Source organism: Pseudoduganella sp. UC29_106, assembly GCF_044055365.1.
In the GTDB taxonomy this organism is placed as follows: Bacteria; Pseudomonadota; Gammaproteobacteria; order Burkholderiales; family Burkholderiaceae_D; genus Rugamonas.
Genome location: NZ_CP171977.1, coordinates 6150021 through 6170130 on the forward strand (window position 1 = coordinate 6150021; position 20110 = coordinate 6170130).

Genomic DNA, 20110 nt, shown 5'->3' on the forward strand with positions numbered 1-20110 from the left:
ACCCAGCCGTTCGGTTTAGGGAACAATCACGTAGTCCGGATTGGCGACGGCGAAGATGGCATCGCGATCCGGCACCGGCGGGTAAATCCACACGGTGTTGATTTCGCGCTTGATCGCCTTGCCCTGCTCGCTTTCGAAACGCAGCTGGCGATCCCAACCCTCGGCGTAGATGGCGCCCCAGGCGCCCAGGTCCAGGCACATCACATACTTCGGCTGGCTGTAGGCATGCAGCGGCAGGCCGACCAGTTCCGCCGCAGCGTTATGGCCCGCAACGCGGCCCAGGCTGAGCGCGTGCTGGCAGGACATGGCCGCGACATTGCCCACGTCGTCGGTTGCGGCGCGCACCGTGTCGCCCGCCACAAAGACGCCCGGCGTGCCCGGTGCATGCAACATCGGATCCGCCACCACGCGGCCGAAATTGTCGGTGGTCTCACCCAGCGACGCGGCCAGCGCCTGCGCGCGCACACCCGCGGTCCACACCACGGTCGAAGCTTCGATCTTCGAGCCATCGGACAGGGTCACGCCATCGGCGCCGATGGCGGTCACGCCGGTCCCGGTCAGCACTTCCACGCCGCAGAAGTCCAGCGCCTCATGTACCTTGGCGAGGGACTCGTCGGACATGTCCGGACCGACCTTCGCGCCACGCTCGATCAGCACCACGCGCACGGCAGCATCCGCGCCGAGGACATTACGCAGGCGCGCCGGCAGCTCGGTAGCCGCTTCCAGGCCGGTGAAGCCGCCGCCGATCACCACCACCGTATTGCGCGCCTTGCTAGCGGCATGCGACGGCAGACGATTCAGGTGCGCGTCGAGCGCATGTGCGCTTTCCAGCGAATCGACGTCGAACGCGAACTCGGCCAGGCCGGGCAGCGGCGGACGGAACACATTGCTGCCGGTGGCCAGCACGAAGCGGTCGTAGTTCAGGGTGGTGCTGTGGCCATCGCGCTGCTTGACCTGCACGCGGCGGCCGCCGCTGTCGATCTCCTTCACCCAGCCCGGCAGGTGGCGCACGCCGACCGCTTCGAATACCGCGCTCAGGTCCGGCGCCATATTTTCCAGGCTTTGCTCGTAAAAGCGCGGGCGGATGTGCAGGGCTGGCTCCGGGGACACGACGGTGATGTCGATCGAATCGGTCTTGCCGGCCAGGGATACGGCGCGCGCGGCCGACAGTGCTGCCCACAGTCCAGCGAAGCCGCTGCCGGCGATAACGATATGCTGTTTCATTCTGGTTCCAGGAAAGTAGTTACGGTCGGTCAATTCTCCATGTGAACCGGACCAATGTCTTGAGCCATTTTTTGCGACTTGCTATAGGCCACATTTGACATCGTTTGTTGCGGCGCATCATGCTAAAATCGTTGCATTCTTGGCCATGTGATGGGGCAGCATATGAAACGGGTGATCTTCAACCAGAAGGGCGGCGTCGGCAAATCAACTATTGCAGTGAATCTCGCTGCCATCGCGGCCCACCAGGGCAAGCGCACCCTGTTGATCGATATCGATCCGCAGTGCAATTCCAGCCGCTATGTGCTGGGCGCGGCCACGGCGGACGTGGCTCCCACCCTCGGCGCCTATTTCGAACAACTGCTGAGTTTTTCCATGTTTTCCCGGCCGGCCGGCGAATACGTGCACCAGACGCCGTTCGAAAACCTGTCCATCATGGTGGCCCATCCGGAACTGGGCGACCTGCAATCCAAGCTGGAATCGCGTCACAAGATCTACAAGCTGCGCGACACGCTGAACGAGCTGAACAAGGAATACGACGAGATCTTCGTCGACACGCCGCCCGCCTATAACTTCTTCACCCAGTCCGCCCTGATCGCGGCGGACAGCTGCCTGATCCCCTTCGACTGCGACGATTTCTCGCGCCAGGCCCTGTACACCCTGATCAACAATGTGAAGGAAATCAAGGCCGACCACAACGCCAAGCTGGAAATCGAAGGCATTGTCGTCAACCAGTTCCAGCCGCGCGCACTGCTGCCGCAGCGCCTGGTCGATGAGCTGATAGGGGAAGGCTTGCCGGTCTTCGAGAACAAGCTGTCGAGCTCGATCCGCATCCGCGAATCGCACGAACGCAACCTGCCCATGATCCACCTGGACCGCAGCCACAAGCTGAGCCAGGAATTCCTGGCCCTGTACGACGAATTGCAGGCCGCCTGATTACAGCGTCGGATAGTCCGTATAGCCGGCCGCGCCGCCACCGTAATAGGTGGACGGGTTCGGCTTGTTGAGCGGCGCGCCGCGGCGGAAGCGCTCGACCAGGTCGGGATTGGCCAGGAAAGGCTGGCCAAACGCGATCAGGTCCGCCAGGCCCTCCTTCAGCACTTCATTGGCGCGCTCCAGCGTATAGCCGCCGGCAACGATCAACGTGCCCGGATACAGGGGACGGAAATAGCTTGCCGAAAGGTCCGGCATCGGGTGCTCGCCAGCCGAGGCTGCTGGTTCGATCAGGTGCAGGTAAGCCAGGTTCATGGTTGCCATGCGCTTGACCACATAGCCGAAAGTGTCCGCCGGGTGGCGGTCGCACATATCGTTGAAGGTGCCGCCGGGCGACAGGCGCACGCCTACCCGCTGGCTGTCCCACACCTGGCAGACGGCGCTGATCACTTCGAACAGCAGGCGCGCGCGGTTTTCCACGCTGCCGCCATACTCGTCGGTGCGCTGGTTGGTACCGTCTTCCAGGAACTGGTCGAGCAGGTAGCCGTTCGCGCTGTGCACTTCGATACCGTCAAAGCCGGCGGATTTCGCGTTTTCTGCTGCGCTGCGGAATTCCTCGATGATGGCCGCGATTTCCGTTTTTTCCAGCGCGCGGGGCGTTGGAATGTCCTGCAAGCCGCTGGCGGTGTAGGTCTGCACGCCGCGCGGGGCAATGGCCGAGGGCGCGACTGGCGGCTCGCCGTTGCGGAAGTCCGGATGCGAGATGCGGCCCGTGTGCCAGAGCTGGACGAAGATCAGGCCGTTTTTCTGGTGTACCGCGTCCGTCACCTTGCGCCAGCCAGCCACCTGTTCCGGGCTGTACAGGCCGGGCGTTGCGATATAGCCCTGCCCGCCCGCGCCCGCCTGCGTGGCTTCGGTGACGACCAGTCCTGCGCCAGCGCGCTGGCTGTAATACTCGGCCGCAAAATTCGACGGCAGGTTGTCCGTTTCCGCCCGACTGCGCGTCAGCGGCGCCATCACCGTGCGGTTCTTCAGTTGCAGCCCGCCAAGCACATATGGCGCGAAAATATCGATATCCATGGCATCCCTTTCCGGTGACTATCGCCGAAAAAACCAAACCACCACCCACACAAGCGCCGACACCACAATGCAACTCACGATCGGAAAATGAAAACTGAAGCCCTCGCGCACGATATGGATATCGCCCGGCAGGCGCCCCAGTGGCAGCTTGCGCAGCCAGGGCCAGGCAAAGCCGCCGATGAGCAAGACCGCTCCCAGCACAATCAAGAAACGCTGCATCTGCAATCCCCTGGCGCAAATCAAATGCCAGTGTAGCGCAGCGTCACGCAGTGCGAAGCACGACGTCCCACTCCAGCCGGGTTACCCCATCCGTAACGCCGGCCTGGCGCGCCAGCACCGCGGCGCGCTCGGCTTCGGGGATGGCAAGGAAAAGCCTGTCCGTGCCATTCAGGCTTTCATTGGGGAAGAACATTTGCGTGACTTCGCGCGAAGTCTTGCTGCGCACATCGAAATGGATGTGCGGCGGACGGGTCCAGCCGGTTGTGGCCGGATAGGCGCCGGGCTTGATGGTAAGCAGCTTGTAGCGGCCCTCGCTATCCGTGCGAACCAGGGCATAACCCTGGAAGTCGGGATCGAGCGGGGCGGGATTGGTGTCAGCCGGGTGGGCGTAGCGGCCGTGGTGGTTGGCCTGCCAGATTTCGATGATGGCGTCGGCGATGGGTTTGCCGTCCAGCGCCAGCACGCGGCCGCTGATTTCCACGACCTGCCCTGCGGCGCGCTGGCTGTGCCCGCGGACCAGGGTGAGATCGGCATCGCTGTCTTCCGGCTTCTTCACCGGGTAAAAAGGGCCTCGGTCCACGGCGGGCGTTGGCCCCGCCAGTACGGCAGGCAAAACGAGGCCGGACGCCAGCGGCGCCCCGGCCATCCATCTCAGCAGGCTGCGCCTGCCGAACCGCGTCGAACGCTCTGTCATGGCCGCCTCCGTTTTTTCTCTCCAGAATATGCAGCGACGGCCCTGAAGTCCAGTTTTTACATGCCTGGCGGCGGCACTTCCGGAATCTGGTTGCGCAGGCTCAGGTTCAGCATGTTCCAGCCCTTGATCACGGAGATCGCATAACCCATCTGCGCGATTTCCTCGTCGTTGAAGTGTTCCTTCACTTCGCGGAAGGCGGCATCGGTATCGTCCTTTTGCGGCAGCGCGTTCACGGCTTCGGCCCAGCCCAGCGCGGCGCGTTCACGCTCGTTGAAGAAGGGCGACTCGCGCCAGCCGGCGATCGAGTTCAGGTGGCGCGGGTCGGCGCCCTGCTTGATCAGGTCGCGCCAGTGCATGTCGATGCAGACGCCGCAGCCATTGATTTGCGAAACGCGCAGGTTGATCAGCTCGATCAGGCGGTGACCAAGCACGCCGTTTTTGACGGACATGGACAGGGCGACCATGCTTTTCAACTGGGCCTGGGCCACGGTGAAGAAGGCTGGGATGCGGGCAGTGTGGGTCATGATTTGCTCCATTAAGTGGTGGTATCTGACCTATAAGACGTGGCCAGTAAACGGTTTGTGACAGCCTGCGCGAAATTTTTTTATCAGGCGATATTCAGCCCGCCGTCAGCGGCGAGAACCTGGCCGGTAATCCAGCCGGCTTCCGGGCCGGCCAGGGCGACAATCCAGGAGGCCACATCGTCCGGTGCGCCGCGCCGTCCCAACGGGATGCGGGCGCGCTCCTGTGCCTTGACCTCTTCGATCTGCGCAGGCGTGAGGTGCATGCGTTCGGCCAGGAACTCGGTTTCAGTAGGCCCGGCGGCTACGGCGTTTACGCGCACGCCGTCCGCCGCCAGTTCGAGAGCCCAGCAGCGCGTCATGTGCTCCAGCGCCGCCTTGCTTGCCGCGTAATGCGACAGCGCCGGCGCAGCCTTGTGACCGAAGGTGCTGGATATGTTGACAATCGCGCCGCGCGCCGCCTTCAGGTGCGGCAAGGCGGCCGTGGCCAGCAGCGATGGTCCGATGACATTGGTGGCGAAAATATCGCGCACCTGCTGCAGGCCCGCCTGCGCCAGCGGCAGGATGGCGCCTGCACCGGCGTTATTCACCAGCACATCGAGCCGGCCGTGGCGCTGTACCACCTCCGATACCGTGCGCGCCGCATCGTCCGCGCTGGACGCATCGGCCAGCACGTAACTGATGCGGGGTGACTCCGCAGACAGCGCCTGCAGCGCTGCCTCGCGGCGCCCCGTCACCACGACCTGGGCGCCGAGCGCCGCGAAACGCAGCGCAGCGGCGCGGCCAATGCCGGCGCCACCGCCGGTGATCAATACGACTCTTCCTTCCATGGGATTTCCTTTGCTTCGTCAATGTGAGCGCCGAAAAGCTGGTCCATACGGGCAGCAAGCCGCGTGCGGCGTTCGCTGAGGACGGAGATGACGTCGTCCAGCTCACGCAATTTCTCGCGGTGCTGCGCCAGCCCTGCGGCGCATTGAACGGCATCGACATGCTCCTGGCCGAAGCAGTGCAGGAAACCCTGGATCTGGCGGGTACTGAACCCGCAGTCGATCAGGTCGCGAATCCAGCGCACCTGCTTCACGGCGTCCGGGTGATAGTCCCGGTAGCCGTTGGGCAGGCGGCTTGCCTGCAGCAGCCCCTGTGCTTCATAGTGCCGCAGCAGGCGTTCGCTGGTTTGTGCTGCTCGTGCCAATTGGCCAATCTTCATGTTCGTGCCTCCGAAATGAATCCTGGCCCCTTCTCATTAATGTCAGTGTCAAGCATTTACATACCTGGGGGTGGAACTTCCGGGATCTGGTTGCGCAGGCTCAGGTTCAGCATGTTCCAGCCCTTGATGACGGAGATGGCATAACCCATCTGGGCGATTTCCTCGTCGTTGAAGTGCTCCTTCACTTCACGGAAGGCAGCGTCGGTATCGTCCTTCTGCGGCAGCGCGTTCACGGCTTCGGCCCAGCCCAGCGCGGCGCGTTCGCGCTCGCTGAAGAAAGGCGACTCGCGCCAGCCGGCGATCGAGTTCAGGTGGCGCGGGTCGGCGCCCTGCTTGATCAGGTCGCGCCAGTGCATATCGATGCACACGCCGCAGCCATTGATTTGCGATACGCGCAGGTTGATCAGCTCGATCAGGCGGTGGCCAAGCACGCCGTTTTTGACGGACATGGACAGGGCAACCATATTCTTCAGCGGGGTCTGGGCCAGGGTGAAGAACGGCAGACGGGCAGTGTGGGTCATGATTTTCTCCATAAAAGTGGTTGGATCTGCCCTATAAGACGAGGCCCGCCAGCGGTTTGTGACAGCTCTCGCGAAAAAATATCGTCAACCCCTGCCCTGCAGGCGGAATTGCTCGGGTCGATGCCGTGGGCATCCTTGAACAGCTTCCAGAAATGACTGCGGCTGCGATAGCCAAGGCGCGCGGTGATGGTCTTGATCGGCATATCCGTTTCGGACAGCAGCGCCTGCGCGCGCTTCATGCGGAATTCGCGCAGCATGGCCAGCGGCGAGCTGCCATAGGTTCGCGTGAACAGGCGATGGAATACGGTGCGGCTCATGCCGGCCGCCTGCGCCAGTCCATCCAGTGTGTATTCGCGCGCTGGGTCCTTCTTGAGCAAATCGACAATCTTGCCGAGCCGCTCCTGCTGGCTGGCGACGCCCGCCGGCGAAATCTCGTCAGGCTTCGGCCACGCATCGCGCACCAGGGTCGTGACCAGGCGCCGCGCCAGGCAGGTCACGATGGCGGCCGAGCCGGCGCCGCCATGGGCTGACTCGCGCAACATCTCGGGAATCGCCCCGGTCAGCAATTCAGTGCCCGCCGCGTTGAGACGGTGCGGCAGGGGCAGCAAGGCGAACAGGCTGCGGCCATCGAGCAGCGTCGCTCCCAGCAGGCCGTGCGCCAGCACCAGCTCCGGTGACGGCCGAAGTTCCATTTGCTCCGGCAAGAGCAGCAGCTCGCCTTCGGTGACGGGAATCGGCTCCGGCGCGCCATCCAGCGTGCCGGAACCACCCAGGACAGCGATGAAATGCACCAGGCCAGGCGCCGCGGGCGCGAGTACCGTTTCCGGCAGTTCGACGCGACGGAAGGCGATGGCCGTGATATCCAGCTGCCCCAGCGCCTGGTCCAGTGTCAGTCCCATGCTGTTCTCACTTCTCCAGCCGCTTCAGGACTTCGTCCGTCGTCCAGACGGCATTGGCGATGAAGCGGAAATTCACCAGCGCGCTGCCGTAGCCGTCACCTTCCGGCACCTTGGGGCCGGCGACAGCGTCCTTCACCACCACGACTTCGAAACCGCGCTCCAGGAATTCGCGCAGGTGCGATTCCACGCACAGGTTGGAGGCCATGCCCGTGAGGATGATCTTGTCGATGCCCTGCTTGCGCAGCTGGAGCATCAGGTCATTGCTCTGCGGGCCATACAGCTTGTGGGTGGACGCGACCAGCGTCTTGCCATCTTCTATATACGGCTTGAACTCGGGCATCCAGTCCGAGCCGGAACCGGTAAATCCTTCCAGGTTCAGGTTGCCCTTGCGCTCGAACATGCGCAGCTTGTGCTGCACGCTTTCGGCGGGCGCCTGGAATTTCCAGTCATGGTCGTGCGGATAGTAGTAGTGCGGCGAGATCGCCACCGTCATGCCGGCGCGCTTGGTCGCAGCAAACAGCTGCAGGAGGTGCGGCACCAGTTTCTGCTCCGTGACGCTCTCGCCAACGATGCCCCAGGCCGCGCCTTTGGGGCTCATGAAATCGATCTGCGGATCGATCACGACCAGCGCCGTGCGGCTGGCATCCCATTTGAAGGTGGACGCAGGCAGCGCCGGATTAGCCGGATCGGCATAAGGATTTTGCGGGGCGGCGTTGGCAGCGCAGGCCAGCAGCATCGCTGTGGCCAGGACGAGGGGTTTCAGGCTTTTCATTCGAAGACTCCGGTAAGTTAGGAGCCTCCAGATTAGCGGCGGGCGCGAACGGAATGGTACGCAAATGGTTCTGTTTCGTTCCGCTCGCAGCCGGCATTCGCGCGGACTCCTTGACCAGTGAGACGAGCCCCGCGTCCGGTTTGTGACAGCTCGCGCGAAAAATCTGCGAAGGGTGCTGCTTTAAAGCTGTTCGAGCACCAGCCTGGTCGCAGCGGCCAGCAGTGGAACGGGATTGTCGGCCTTGGGCTGGTTGCGGCGCAGGTAAATCGAGAGCACGATGGGCGCGCGGCCGGCGGGCCAGATCACGCCGATGTCGTTGGTGGCGCCGTAGGGACCGGTGCCGGTCTTGTCGCCAACCTTCCAGCCCGAGGGCACGCCGGCGCGGATGCGCTCATCGCCGGTGGTATTCCCGACCAGCCATTCCTGGAAGCGCGCCTGCTGTGCCGGGGGGAGCGCCTTGTCCAGCGCCAGCTTGCGCAAGGTCGCGGTCATGGCGCGCGGCGTGGTCGTGTCACGCAGGTCGCCGGGGATGGACGTGTTCAACTCCGGCTCCCAGCGGTCGAGACGCGTGGTCTGGTCGCCGATGCTGCGCAGGAAGGCAGTCAGCTGGGCGGGACCGCCGATTTCCTTCAGCAGCAGGTTGGCGGCAGCGTTGTCGCTGTAGGCCACGGCGGCCGCGCACAGTTCCTCGATCGGCATGCCGTCATGCAGGTGCTTCTCGGTGATGGGGCAGTGATTGAGCAGCACGCGCTTGTCGTAGCGGATGCGCTTCTGCATCAGCTTTGGATTCTTCACGCTGCGCTCCAGCAGCGAAGCCGCCAGCGCAGCTTTGAAGGTGCTGCACATCGGGAAGGCTTCGTCCGCGCGCCACGCCACTTCCTTGCCGCTGCCGGTATCGATGGCGTAGACGCCGATCTGTCCATCCAGCCCCTCTTCCAGCGCCGCGAATCCGGACGGCGCTGCGGCGAAGGCCAGCGAAGGAAATGCGGAGACGGATGCGGTGGCAAGCAGGAATTGGCGGCGTGTGCTCATGGTCGGTTCAGGGCAGGAAGCCCGCTGGTAAATCGGCAAGCGCATCTTCGCAGCGCTGCGCCAGAAAGTCCAGCAGCACGCGCACGCGCGGCGGCATGTAGCGGCTGCGCTGGAACAGAGCATGGATCGACGTGGGACGCGACTTCCAGTCCGGCAGCAGCACCTGCAGCCGGCCGGCGTTCAGATCGTCCGCGATATCCCACAGCGATTTGTAGGCAATGCAGCGGCCGCACAGCGCCCATTCGCGCACCAGGGCGCCATCGTTGGTATCCCAGGCCTGGTCATGCGGCACCACGTGCAGCCAGCGCTCGTCGCCGCGCGTGAACTCGATTTCGTTCTGCGTGCCGGCGGATGTGGCCCACAGTGCGAAACGATGTTTGGACAGGTCGGCCGGGCTTTGCGGCACGCCGTGCTGCTTCAGGTAGGCGGGCGAGGCGCACAGCAAGCGGCAATCCGGCGCCAGGCGGCGCGCAGCCAGGGCGCTGTCCTGCGGCATGGAGAAGCGGATGGCGAGGTCGATCTCTTCCTGCAGCAGGTTGGACATGGCGTCGGTCAGATAAAGCGAGAACGTCACCTCGGGATACAGCTCGCAAAATTCTTCCAGCCATTTGCGCAGGCGGTTGCGGCCGAAGTCGGACGTGGCGGACAGCCTCACCTTCCCGCGCACCATCTCACGGCGGGCATGCAGGGCTGCCTCGCCGTCCTCGATCGCTTGCAGGGCGATGCGGCAGTGCTCCAGGTAGAGCAGGCCCTCGGGCGTGACGCGCAGCTGGCGCGTGGTGCGGTCGAACAGGCGGGTGGAGAGGTCGCGCTCCAGTTTCAGCAGGCGCGCGCTGGCCGCGGCGGGCGAGAGTCCGAGCTTGCGGCCGGCCGCGGACAGGCTGCCCAGGTCCGCAGCTTCCACGAACAAACGCATGTCTCCCAGACGGTCAGTCGCCATATTCAAATCCAATTTGAAAACCGTTCAAATTCTAAGCCAATTATCAAATCGGCGTTGCATCCCCACAATTCAGGCATTCAGCCTTTAAAAGGACTTGTCATGCCAATCACCTTGCTCGCGCTGGCCATCAGCGCATTCGCGATCGGAACCACGGAGTTCGTGATCATGGGAATCCTGCCGGATGTGGCGCGGGATCTTGCCGTCTCGCTGCCCGATGCGGGACTTCTCGTCAGCGGCTACGCACTGGGCGTGGCCGTGGGCGCCCCTCTGCTGGCGGTGCTGACCAATAAGCTGCGCCGCAAGCTCGCGCTGCAGCTGCTGATGCTGATCTTCATTGTCGGGAATGTGCTGTGCGCACTGGCGCCAGGCTACACGGTGCTGATGGTGGCGCGCGTGGTCACTTCGTTTGCGCACGGGTCCTTCTTCGGCATCGGCGCCGTGGTGGCGGCGTCCCTGGTGCCCGCCGACAAACGCGCCAGCGCGATCGCGCTGATGTTCACCGGCCTTACGCTGGCCAATGTGCTGGGCGTGCCCTTCGGGACGTTCATCGGCCAGGAATTCGGCTGGCGCACAACGTTCTGGATTGTCGCCGTGATGGGCGTGCTGTCGTTTGCTGGCCTGAGCGTGCTGCTGCCAAACCGTTCGGAGTCCTCCGCCGCGCGCCTGGGACAGGAAGTGCGCGTGCTGGCCGAACCGGCGGCCTGGCTTGCGCTTTTGATGACGGTGGTCGGCTTCGGCGGGGTGTTCGTCGTGTTCACCTACATCGCACCGATTCTCGAACAAGTGACCGGCTTTTCGCCGCGCGCGATTTCGCTGGTGCTGGTGCTGTTCGGGGTTGGCCTCACGCTTGGCAATACTCTTGGCGGACGACTGGCCGACCGCGCGCTGATGCCGTCGCTGATGGGCATCCTGGCCGTGCTGGCGGTGATCATGGTGGTGTTTGCGTTCACCAGCCATTATCGGCTGGCGGCGGTTGCCACGATCTTTGTCTGGGGTATCGCGCCGGCCTGCAACGTGCCGAACAGGGATTCCGGCGCAGGCAGCCCCGATCGTCCATGTTCCCCCTGAAGTAGCGATAGAAATTCGACATATCTCCTCCCATCCGTGGATGAGAGGAGAATAGCGCCTGCGCAGGAAGCGGACTTTGCGGTAGCTTAAGGTCAGGCGTGGGCGATGGCGGCGGCGATGGACTGGCCGACTTCGGTGGTGCTGGCTGAGCCGCCCATGTCCGGCGTGCGGGGGCCTTCGACCAGGGCGGCTTCGATGGCGCGCACGACCGCGTCGTGAGCCTCTTTGTGGCCGAGGAAGTCGAGCATCATGGCGCCGGACCAGATCATGGCGATCGGGTTGGCGATGTTCTTGCCGTAGATGTCCGGCGCGGAGCCGTGCACGGGTTCGAACAGCGACGGGAAATTCCGCTCCGGATTCAGGTTGGCGGACGGCGCGATGCCGATCGTGCCCGCGCAAGCCGGTCCGAGGTCGGACAGGATATCGCCGAACAGGTTGGAGGCAACGACCACGTCAAACCGCTCAGGGCTCAGCACAAAGCGCGCGGCCAGGATATCGATGTGGTACTGGTCCCAGCGCACATCCGAATACGACTCGGACATCAGCTTCACCCGCTCATCCCAATAAGGCATTGAAATCGAAATGCCGTTGGACTTGGTGGCCGAGGTCAGATGCTTCTTGGGGCGCGACTGCGCCAGGTCGAAGGCAAACTTCAGGATGCGGTCCACGCCCTTGCGCGAAAACACAGCCTCCTGCAGCACCAGCTCGCGCTCGGTCCCCTCGAACACCTTGCCGCCCACGGCCGAATACTCACCCTCGGTATTCTCGCGCACCACGTAGAAGTCGATATCGCCCGGCTTCTTGCCGGCCAGCGGGCAAGGCACGCCCGGCAGCAGCCGCACGGGACGCAGGTTCACATATTGGTCGAACTCGCGACGGAACTTCAGCAGGGACCCCCACAGCGAAATATGGTCGGGCACCGTCGCCGGCCAGCCCACGGCGCCGAAGAAGATCGCGTCGAAGCCGGACAGCTGCGCGTGCCAGTCATCCGGCATCATCTTCCCGTGCTGCGCGTAGTAGTCGCAGCTCGCCCACTCAAAGGTCTTGAACTCCAGCGAAATGCCGAAACGCCCGGCGGCCGCCTGCACGGCGCGCAGGCCCTCGGGCATCACTTCCTTGCCAATGCCGTCACCGGCCAGTACTGCGATTTTGTGAGTTGTCATGGCTTTGCTCCTTTCGATGAACTACAGGATAGCACCGCACACCATGTATATAATCCCCATTATCGTGAATTAATGGAACACGAATCGTGAATAATGACGATCTGCGGGTTTTTGCCATGGCCGCCCGCAAGGCCAGCTTTGCCGCCGCCGCCGCGGAACTGGGCATGTCGCCCGCCTACGTGAGCAAGCGTATCGGCATCCTGGAGGAGACGCTGGGCGTGAAACTGTTCCACCGCACCACCCGCCGCGTGGTCATCACCGAGGACGGCGAACGGATCTACGCCCGCGCCCAGGCCATCCTCGATAACCTGGACCAGCTGTTCGACGAAGTAGCCGAGCAGCGCAGCACCCCGCGCGGCCAGCTGCGCATCAGCAGCAGCTTCGGTTTCGGCCGCAATGTGGTCGCCCCCGCCATCGCCCGCCTGGCCGAACGCCACCCTGCCCTGCAGGTGCGCTTCGAAGTGTTCGACCGGGTGGTGGATATTGTCGAAGAGGGCTTCGACCTGGACGTGCGCGTCGGCGACGAAATTGCGCCGGACCTGATCGCCCGCAAGCTGAAATCCAACCACCGCGTGCTGTGCGCGTCGCCCGCCTATGTCGACAAGCATGGCGCGCCGAAGCACCTGCAGGATCTCTCCAGTCACAACTGCCTGGCGATCAAGGAACGCGACCTGCCCTTTGGCGTATGGCGCCTGCGCGGCCCGGCCGGCGATGAAACGGTGAAGGTTACGGGCTCGCTGTCCACCAACCACGGCGAAATCGCGCTGCAGTGGGCCATCGAAGGCGCCGGCATCGTGCTGCGTTCACTGTGGGACGCCCAGGCCCACATCGACGCCGGCCGCCTGGTCCAGCTCCTGCCCGACTACCGGCAGGACGCGAATGTGTGGGCGGTCTACCCTCAGCGGCTTGGCGGCTCGGCCAAGGTGCGCGTCTGCGTGGAGTTCCTGGCAGAGTACCTGAGCACATAGGCCACCAGCGCCAACTCGATCACATTCGCCGTGCGCTCGAAGGCGAACTCCGCATCCGGCCCGATGTTCGAAAAGATCATGCACAGGTTAAGGGTCATGTGCAGCAAGATGGTGAGCCACAGGCTGCCCGTCGCATAGCGCACGGACGCGAACATCATGCCGGCCACCGAGGTTACGCAGGCCTGCCACAAGGCCGTGCTCCAGTCGACGCCCATGAAACCGTGCAGCAGGTGCATGGACCCGAACAGCACGCCGGACAAGACAATGCCCTGCCAGCGCGGCAGCGTTAGCAGCAGCGCGAAAATCACGCCGCGGAACAGCAGCTCTTCGCCGAAGGCGTTCACGAACTGCATCAGCAGCTCGCCGCCAAAGCCGCCCTTGGAACTCACGCCCATCACCAGGAACAGGGCGGCGGTCAGCAGGCTGGCGAGGAAGACCGGCGTGGGACGGATCTTGTCCAGATCGAAGCCGACCTGGCGCCACAGGCCAAGCGCGTGCACCAGCGCGAGCGGCAGCACTACGGTGGATGCGAAGGCGGCGAGCTTCACCTTGCCGAACGCGTCCCGGCGGCGCGAACGCGAAACCAACTTTCAGGATCAGTACCGTCAGCAGGAACTGGGCGGCGGCGCAGGCGACTGCGGCATGAATGGGGCGCTGGATAGCCATGGCGTGTATGCATCGTTAGTTAGCTTGGCCCTCACTGTATCGATGCCACGAGCGCCGTGGCAGCGCCGTGCGACGAAATGCAAAATTCGAGACACAGCCTGTAACATTAGCACCCGGCGCGGCCGCGCACCAGGATGCGTCGGGCGCAGGCAATCCGGAATCACGCCACCAGCTTCAGCGCCGGCACGGCGCGTACCGGCGACGTCACTGCCACAGCCGCCTTGCGGACCTCGCCCGCCAGCCGGAACACGCCCACGGCGCGCGACAGCTGGTTGGTCTGCTGGTGCAACGAGCCGACGGCGGCGGCAGCCTCCTCCACCAGGGACGCGTTCTGCTGCGTCACGCGGTCCATCGATGTCATCGCCTGGTTGACCTGCGCGATGCCGTCGCTCTGCTCTTGGCTGGCGGCAGTAATTTCGCCCATCAGGCCCGTCACCTGCTGGATGCCGGCGACGATCTGCTCCATCGTGGCGCCGGCCTGCTGCACCAGGCGGCTGCCTGCGTCGACCTGCTCCACCGAATTGCCGATCAACGTCTTGATTTCTTTCGCCGCGGCGGCGCTGCGCTGGGCGAGGTTGCGCACCTCGCTGGCCACGACGGCGAAGCCCCTGCCCTGCTCGCCGGCGCGGGCAGCTTCCACGGCGGCGTTCAGCGCCAAAATATTGGTCTGGAAGGCGATGCCGTCGATCACGCTGATGATGTCCACCACCTTGCGCGAGGAGCCATTGATCGAGTCCATGATGTCCACCACTTCCGACATCACGGCGCCGCCGGTGCCCGCAATGTCCGTCGCGGCGCGCGCCAGCTGGTTAGCCTGGCGCGAATGGTCGGCATTGCGCTGCACGGCAGTCACCAGGTCGCCCATCGAAGCGGCGGTTTCCTCCAGCGAGCCGGCCTGCTCCTCGGTGCGCGCCGCCAGGTCCTGGCTGCCCGCCGCGATCTGGCTGGAGGCGGACGCAATCGCGTCCGTACCCTGGCGCACCTGGTCCACGATGCTGGCCAGGCCATCGTTCATGTCCTTCAGCGCCTGCAGCAGCAGGCCCGTTTCGTCGGTGTTGGAGACTTCGATGTCGGCGCTCAGGTCGCCGCCCGCCACCTGCCTGGCGATGTCCACTGCGCGGCGAATGGGCAGGATGATCGAGCGCGCCGTCCATATCGCGAACACTGTCCCGGCCAGCAGGGCCACCACGCTCAGGCAAATCAGCAGGATCTGGCTGCTCCGGTTCTGGCCGGCCGCCTCGCGCGACAGCGCATCGATCTCCGCGACCTGGCGCCGCGCCAGCTGGTCGATCGACTCAAGATAAGCATTCATGGCCGGCTCCAGCCGGGACTCCGTGAGCACGGCCGCGGACTCGCCGTCGCCTTTGTCCCTCTGCGCGATTACTTCCTGCCGCGCCGCGCGGTAGGCGTCGCGCCGCTCGCCGATGGCGGCATACAGCGCAGCTTCGTCATCGCCGTGCAGCATGCCCTCCAGCTTCTGCTGGATTTCGCTGACGCGCGCACTGGCGATCGCGATGCGCTGCTCATTGCGCTGGCGTTCCCGGTCGCCGTTTGCGGACGCAAGGGCCAGTGTGCGGGCACCGTTTACGTGGGTGAGGCTGTACCACTCGGTGATCAGGCGTTCCTTGACCAGCGTGTCATTCAGCATGCGCGAGATCAGCACGCCTGCCGCTTCCAGACGCCAGTAGCCGATGCCGGCCACCATCATCAGCAATACCAGCACGAACCCGAAACCGGCCGCCAGCCGGGTCGATACCTTCCAGTTTTTGATGTTCACTTTTTTCCTCGACTGATCGACATATCACCCGGTCGAGGTTAGTGCATGGGCTTGGGCGCAGGTAAGCGGATTTACGTGGTTTAACACGTTCGCCGAAGATCCCTACACTTCAGAAACAGTAAGCGACAAAAAGGTAGGGATATCCTGACAGAAGCCGCTGACTACTTTGGTGCAAACAGCGCGGCGTGCACGGCGGCGCGCTCGGCCGCCTTCCGCTCGAAGGCGTTGCGCGCCGCGGCCACTTCGGACTGATGCGCCACCGCCCAGTCATACAGCACCAGCAAGGGTTGATGCAGGCTGCGTCCAAGCCCCGTGAGTTCATAATCTACGCGGGGCGGGATGGTCGGGTACATGGTGCGCTCCACCATGCCATCCTGCTCCAGGCCTTTCAGGGTAAGCGTCAGCATGCGCTGCGAGATGCCTTCCACGCGCCGCTGAATCTCGTTGTAGCGCAGCGGCCCGTTACGCAGCGTGCCGACCACCATCACCGTCCATTTATCCCCGATGCGGGCCAGCAGATCCGTTACCGCCATGCAGGCGGAATGATCGACGCCGCATACATCCGTGTTCGTATCGCCCATAAAAGTGCCTCCTTGTTTCAATCCTCCCACAGTCTAACATGGCGTCACGAACAATTTGTTCCTTACATACAGGAGTAGCCCATGAAGGTATTGCATATCGATTCCAGCATCAACGGCCAGCAGTCCGTGAGCCGTCAACTGAGCGCCGCCATCGTGCGCCGCCTGCGCGAAGCGAATACCGGCGCCAGCGTAGCCTACCGCGACGTGGTCGCCGATCCGGTGCCGCAGTCCAGCGGCATGGCCGGCAGCAGCCCGCTGCTGGATGAATTCCTGGCCGCGGACGTGGTCGTCATCGGCGCGCCGATGTACAACTTCGGCGTTCCCAGCCAGTTGAAGGCGTGGCTGGACACCCTGGCCGTGGCCGGCGTCACCTTCAGCTACGGCGCCAGCGGTCCGCAGGGCCTGTGCGGCGGCAAGCGCATCATCGTCGCTTCCTCGCGCGGCGGCATCTACAGCGCGCCGTCGCCGGCGGCCGGCATGGACCATCAGGAAAGCTACCTGAGCAGCTTCTTCGGCTTCCTCGGCGCGCAGATTGAATTCATCCGCGCGGAAGGCGTGGGCATGGGCGACGAGCAGCGCCAGCGTGCCATGGACTCCGCCTTCGCCGCCGCCGGCGCCCTGCAGGCTGCGTGATCGCGCTAAATCGCTGCACTGTCGGCTAAATAGCAACCTTGTACAGGCGGGCAGGGCTTAGAATGGCTCAACAACAAACTACTGCAGAGAGCCGCCATGACCCGCCTGTTCCGCTTTTTTGCTGTATTACTGCTGCTGGCTTCGTCGGCCGCCTACGCCGGCAAGCCCTACCAGCACTTCGTGGTGGGCGATCCCACCGATGTCGTGCTGCGGGCGCCCAAGAAGCCCAGCCTGGTGCTGATGGGCGGCGGCCCGGACGTGGACCAGGCCTTTGCCTGGATGATCGGCAAATCCGGCGGCGGCAATTTCGTCGTGATCCGCAGCCGTGGCACGGATGCCTACAACCCTTACATCTATGCGATGGGCGGCGTGCAATCCGTTGAAACGCTGGTGATCCCCAGCCGCGATGCCGCCAACGATCCCTTCGTACTGCAGCGTATCCGCGGCGCCGAGGCGCTCTTCATTGCCGGCGGCGACCAGTCCGACTACATCAAGTTCTGGGAAGGTACGCCGGTGCAGGCCGCCATCCAGGAACTGGCGGCGAAGAATATCCCGATCGGCGGCACCAGCGCGGGACTGGCGCTGATGGGCAAGTTCGGTTTCTCCGCCCTGAACGGCAGCATCACGTCCGACGCGGCCCTGTCCGATCCTTTCGACAAGCGCATCACGCTGGAACGCGATTTCCTGACCCTGCCCGACCTGGGCGGCCTGATCACCGATTCCCACCTCGACGCGCGCGACCGCATGGGCCGCCTGATCACCTTCATGGCGCGCATCGTTAACGACGGCTGGGCAGGTACCGTGCGCGGTATCGGCGTGGACGTAGAAACCGCGCTGCTGGTCGAAGCAGGCGTGGGCACACGCGCTGGCCTGGGCTCGGTCTATTTCATGCAGACGGTCGGCTTGCCGCAGGTCTGCTCGCCGAAGACGCCACTCACTTACCGCAATGTGGATACGCAGCGCCTGTCCGGCAGCGGCAGCTTCGATCTGGGCAACTGGGCCGGCTATGGCGGCGCTACAACACGTTATTCGATTTCTGCCGTGGGCGGTGTGCTCAGTTCGACACAGCCGGGCGGCGCGATCTACTGAGTTCCCCGAATCTCGCCTATATTGGACAGATGGCGCTTGCACTGGAGCGGCGCAGGGGAGAACTGCCATGATCACATTCAGCAGGACTGCAAACGTTGCACCGGGCAAGACCACTGAGGCAATCAAGTTCGCCAAGACCATACAGGCCTACCTGAAGGAGGGCTATGGCATTGAGCTGGAAGTCATGCTGCCGTTCGGCGGCAATCCCCTTCGTGTCGCCTGGACGGGGCGCTTCGACAGCGTCGCCAAAATCGACGAGTTCCAGCAGAAAATGATGGGCGATCAGCAGTACTGGAACATCATCAGCCAGTATAAGGACTGCCTGCTGCCCGGCTCGGTGAACGATTCGATCTGGCGCACGGTCTGATTAAAACCCAAGGCGTAAAGCTGGTGTCAGCCACATCGTGGCTGACACCTGTTTTTGGCCGTGGGTTTTGATTTGCTCAGTGGCGGGTCGGCGAAGTGGCATGCTCCCCAACCGGCGCGCCGGCAGGCACCACATGCTCCGGCGGCATGCCGTCGCGGAACAGCTTGCGCAGCTCGGTGCGCAGTTCGGGGCTGTCGGTGTAGCCATGGCTGGCGATGGCATGCTGGACGGCGATGGTCAGCAATTCCTCTTCCGTATCGGCGGAGATCGCGATGCTGCAGTGCGACTCGCTGGGGAACTCACGGCAGTCGATATACTTTCTCATTTCAGTTCTCCCTTTGCCACGGAAGCCGGTCCGTTGCGGACCAGTTTGCCCTTCCGCTGCTATTCACTATAGGCCGCGCAGCGCGTGCTGCAATGCGGTTTGACAGGGTCTGCGGGCGCGGCAATACTTGCCGCTTTCAAACTGATCTTGTCCGCCATGACGCTGTCCGCCTGGTATCTGCTTGCGCTCGCCGTTCCTGTACTCCTGCTGGGTGAATTCGTCTTGCGCCGCGTGCCGGTGCTGGCGCGCTTCAATATCCCGGTGCCGGTGGTGGGCGGGCTGCTGTTCGCCCTGCTCCTGCTCGGCCTGCGCTACGCCGGAATGCCGGTGAGCTTCGCCGGCAAAGTGGACGCGGCCTGGTGGACCTGGCTGGTCACCACCGAGCCTGAGTGGCTGGCCCCTCCGGCGCGTAACCTGAACCTGCCTTTGCTGATCGGCTTCTTCACCTGCGTCGGCCTGGCAGCGCCCTTACGCCTGCTGCGCACGGGCGGGCGCATGCTGCTGGTGCTGCTGGTGGCCACTACCGTGTTGTCTGTCTTGCAGAATGCGGTGGGGGTCGCGGTAGCTGTGGCTCTCGGCGCACCCGCGCTGCTCGGCGTTGCCTGCGGCTCGCTCACACTCGTCGGCGGACACGGTACCGCGCTCGGCTTTGCCCCGCGCTTCGAACAGGCTGGCCTCGCTGCGGCCGCCACTATCGGCGCCTCCGCCGCAACCTTCGGTCTCGTCGCCGGCGCCCTCCTCTCCGGGCCCCTCGGCGCCTGGCTGTTGCGCAAACGGGGCGCGAATCCCACCTCGTCCGCCGCCGCAGCCCCGGCCCACGACGCTCAGCGCGCGCCTGTCGTGGCGAGCTTTGTGGCGGACGTGCAGGCGGTCGCAGCGCTGGGCTGGAGCGCGCTGGGCCATGCCTTGCTGATTGCAGCCTGCGTCAAGGCCGGCGCCTGGGCCAGCTATGGACTGGACAAGCTGGGCGCTACCCTGCCCGCCTACATGGGCGCCCTGCTGGCCGGCTTCACCGTCCGCGCGCTGCACGACGCCGCAGGCCAGAACTGGCTCCGTAGCGAGGTAATCACAAAGATCGCGGCGGTGCTGCTGCCGCTGTTCCTGGCGGTCACGCTGTCGGCCCTGAACCTGCAGGAACTGGCGCAAGTGGCCGGGCCGATGCTGGCCATCCTGGCGGTGAACACGATTGTCACGCTGGCCTTCGCTGCAGCGCTCGTCTACCCATTGCTGGGACGCGACTATGAAGCCGCCGTGGCAACGGCCGGCCTGACAGGCTACGGAATAGGCTCCACCGCCACCGCCGTTGCGGCGATGGACGCGATTACACGACAGCGCGGCCCGGCGCCCCGGGCCACGACCATCGTCCCGCCAACAGGCGGCTTCCTGATCGACCTGACGAACGCGCCAGTGATCGCCGCCTTCCTGCGTCTCTAG

The 20110-nt window shown here is 64.2% G+C and carries 23 protein-coding genes and 1 pseudogene; 7 read left to right on the forward strand and 17 right to left on the reverse strand.

Annotated features, from left to right (window positions below; translation table 11 throughout):
- Positions 1–15: 15 nt before the first annotated feature.
- On the reverse strand, positions 16–1224 hold the full coding sequence (locus ACHMW6_RS30610) for an NAD(P)/FAD-dependent oxidoreductase (protein WP_395402712.1): 1209 nt from the start codon (positions 1222–1224) through the stop codon (positions 16–18).
- Between the two features lie 162 nt (positions 1225–1386).
- Here ACHMW6_RS30610 and ACHMW6_RS30615 point away from each other — a divergent pair, with 162 nt between their 5' ends.
- Complete coding sequence (locus tag ACHMW6_RS30615) at positions 1387–2157, forward strand: ParA family protein (RefSeq protein WP_395402714.1); 771 nt, start codon at positions 1387–1389, stop codon at positions 2155–2157.
- Here ACHMW6_RS30615 and ACHMW6_RS30620 read toward each other — a convergent pair whose 3' ends face one another.
- The 11 genes from ACHMW6_RS30620 to ACHMW6_RS30670 all read right to left on the reverse strand — a co-directional run bounded on the left by ACHMW6_RS30620 (position 2158) and on the right by ACHMW6_RS30670 (position 10039).
- Complete coding sequence (locus ACHMW6_RS30620) at positions 2158–3234, reverse strand: alkene reductase (RefSeq protein ID WP_395402716.1); 1077 nt, start codon at positions 3232–3234, stop codon at positions 2158–2160.
- Between the two features lie 18 nt (positions 3235–3252).
- The gene (locus ACHMW6_RS30625) at positions 3253–3453 is read right to left on the reverse strand and encodes a DUF2905 domain-containing protein (protein WP_395402718.1); all 201 of its coding nucleotides are present in this window, start codon (positions 3451–3453) and stop codon (positions 3253–3255) included.
- A gap of 43 nt (positions 3454–3496) precedes the next feature.
- A complete protein-coding gene (locus tag ACHMW6_RS30630) occupies positions 3497–4147 on the reverse strand; it encodes a protocatechuate 3,4-dioxygenase (RefSeq protein ID WP_395402720.1) in 651 nt (216 codons plus the stop codon).
- 56 nt (positions 4148–4203) lie between these two features.
- Positions 4204–4671, reverse strand: coding sequence for a carboxymuconolactone decarboxylase family protein (locus tag ACHMW6_RS30635; RefSeq protein ID WP_395402722.1), 468 nt, complete (start codon positions 4669–4671; stop codon positions 4204–4206).
- 83 nt (positions 4672–4754) lie between these two features.
- A complete protein-coding gene (locus ACHMW6_RS30640) occupies positions 4755–5498 on the reverse strand; it encodes an SDR family NAD(P)-dependent oxidoreductase (protein WP_395402724.1) in 744 nt (247 codons plus the stop codon).
- Positions 5477–5875, reverse strand: coding sequence for a MerR family transcriptional regulator (locus ACHMW6_RS30645; protein ID WP_395402726.1), 399 nt, complete (start codon positions 5873–5875; stop codon positions 5477–5479). The genes ACHMW6_RS30640 and ACHMW6_RS30645 overlap by 22 nt, the downstream gene beginning before the upstream one ends.
- Before the next feature lie 56 nt (positions 5876–5931).
- Positions 5932–6396 (reverse strand): carboxymuconolactone decarboxylase family protein, encoded by a 465-nt coding sequence (locus ACHMW6_RS30650; protein WP_395402728.1) that lies wholly within the window; start codon positions 6394–6396, stop codon positions 5932–5934.
- Positions 6393–7295, reverse strand: coding sequence for an AraC family transcriptional regulator (locus ACHMW6_RS30655; RefSeq protein ID WP_395402730.1), 903 nt, complete (start codon positions 7293–7295; stop codon positions 6393–6395). The genes ACHMW6_RS30650 and ACHMW6_RS30655 overlap by 4 nt, the downstream gene beginning before the upstream one ends.
- 7 nt (positions 7296–7302) lie before the next feature.
- Positions 7303–8067, reverse strand: coding sequence for a cysteine hydrolase family protein (locus ACHMW6_RS30660; protein ID WP_395402732.1), 765 nt, complete (start codon positions 8065–8067; stop codon positions 7303–7305).
- Positions 8068–8247: 180 nt separating this feature from the next.
- Positions 8248–9099 (reverse strand): class A beta-lactamase, encoded by an 852-nt coding sequence (gene bla, locus ACHMW6_RS30665; protein ID WP_395402734.1) that lies wholly within the window; start codon positions 9097–9099, stop codon positions 8248–8250.
- 7 nt (positions 9100–9106) lie between these two features.
- The gene (locus ACHMW6_RS30670) at positions 9107–10039 is read right to left on the reverse strand and encodes a LysR family transcriptional regulator (RefSeq protein WP_395402736.1); all 933 of its coding nucleotides are present in this window, start codon (positions 10037–10039) and stop codon (positions 9107–9109) included.
- A gap of 99 nt (positions 10040–10138) precedes the next feature.
- Here ACHMW6_RS30670 and ACHMW6_RS30675 point away from each other — a divergent pair.
- Positions 10139–11059: pseudogene (locus tag ACHMW6_RS30675) on the forward strand (MFS transporter); the annotation flags it as partial.
- A 140-nt stretch (positions 11060–11199) separates the two neighbouring features.
- Here the strand turns inward: ACHMW6_RS30675 and ACHMW6_RS30680 are convergent.
- Positions 11200–12270, reverse strand: coding sequence for a tartrate dehydrogenase (locus tag ACHMW6_RS30680; protein WP_395402738.1), 1071 nt, complete (start codon positions 12268–12270; stop codon positions 11200–11202).
- 83 nt (positions 12271–12353) lie between these two features.
- Here ACHMW6_RS30680 and ACHMW6_RS30685 point away from each other — a divergent pair, with 83 nt between their 5' ends.
- Positions 12354–13238, forward strand: coding sequence for a LysR family transcriptional regulator (locus ACHMW6_RS30685; protein ID WP_395408753.1), 885 nt, complete (start codon positions 12354–12356; stop codon positions 13236–13238).
- Here the strand turns inward: ACHMW6_RS30685 and ACHMW6_RS30690 are convergent.
- The 3 genes from ACHMW6_RS30690 to ACHMW6_RS30700 form a co-directional block, all read right to left on the reverse strand.
- Positions 13169–13825: a lysostaphin resistance A-like protein gene (locus ACHMW6_RS30690; RefSeq protein ID WP_395402740.1), complete on the reverse strand. Its 657-nt coding sequence runs from the start codon at positions 13823–13825 to the stop codon at positions 13169–13171. The two genes, ACHMW6_RS30685 and ACHMW6_RS30690, sit on opposite strands and share 70 nt — an antisense overlap.
- A 239-nt stretch (positions 13826–14064) precedes the next feature.
- Positions 14065–15681 (reverse strand): methyl-accepting chemotaxis protein, encoded by a 1617-nt coding sequence (locus ACHMW6_RS30695; RefSeq protein WP_395402742.1) that lies wholly within the window; start codon positions 15679–15681, stop codon positions 14065–14067.
- Positions 15682–15842: 161 nt separating this feature from the next.
- A complete protein-coding gene (locus tag ACHMW6_RS30700) occupies positions 15843–16262 on the reverse strand; it encodes a winged helix-turn-helix transcriptional regulator (protein ID WP_395402744.1) in 420 nt (139 codons plus the stop codon).
- 81 nt (positions 16263–16343) lie between these two features.
- Here ACHMW6_RS30700 and ACHMW6_RS30705 point away from each other — a divergent pair, with 81 nt between their 5' ends.
- The 3 genes from ACHMW6_RS30705 to ACHMW6_RS30715 all read left to right on the forward strand — a co-directional run bounded on the left by ACHMW6_RS30705 (position 16344) and on the right by ACHMW6_RS30715 (position 18351).
- On the forward strand, positions 16344–16895 hold the full coding sequence (locus tag ACHMW6_RS30705) for an FMN-dependent NADH-azoreductase (protein WP_395402746.1): 552 nt from the start codon (positions 16344–16346) through the stop codon (positions 16893–16895).
- 96 nt (positions 16896–16991) lie between these two features.
- Positions 16992–17984 (forward strand): cyanophycinase, encoded by a 993-nt coding sequence (locus ACHMW6_RS30710; RefSeq protein ID WP_395402748.1) that lies wholly within the window; start codon positions 16992–16994, stop codon positions 17982–17984.
- A gap of 67 nt (positions 17985–18051) precedes the next feature.
- A complete protein-coding gene (locus ACHMW6_RS30715; RefSeq protein WP_395402750.1) occupies positions 18052–18351 on the forward strand; it encodes a hypothetical protein in 300 nt (99 codons plus the stop codon).
- Between the two features lie 76 nt (positions 18352–18427).
- Here ACHMW6_RS30715 and ACHMW6_RS30720 read toward each other — a convergent pair whose 3' ends face one another.
- Positions 18428–18676 (reverse strand): DUF1059 domain-containing protein, encoded by a 249-nt coding sequence (locus ACHMW6_RS30720; protein WP_395402752.1) that lies wholly within the window; start codon positions 18674–18676, stop codon positions 18428–18430.
- A gap of 156 nt (positions 18677–18832) precedes the next feature.
- Between ACHMW6_RS30720 and ACHMW6_RS30725 the strand changes: the two genes are divergently transcribed.
- Positions 18833–20110, forward strand: a complete 1278-nt coding sequence (locus ACHMW6_RS30725; RefSeq protein WP_395408754.1) for a sodium/glutamate symporter — start codon at positions 18833–18835, stop codon at positions 20108–20110.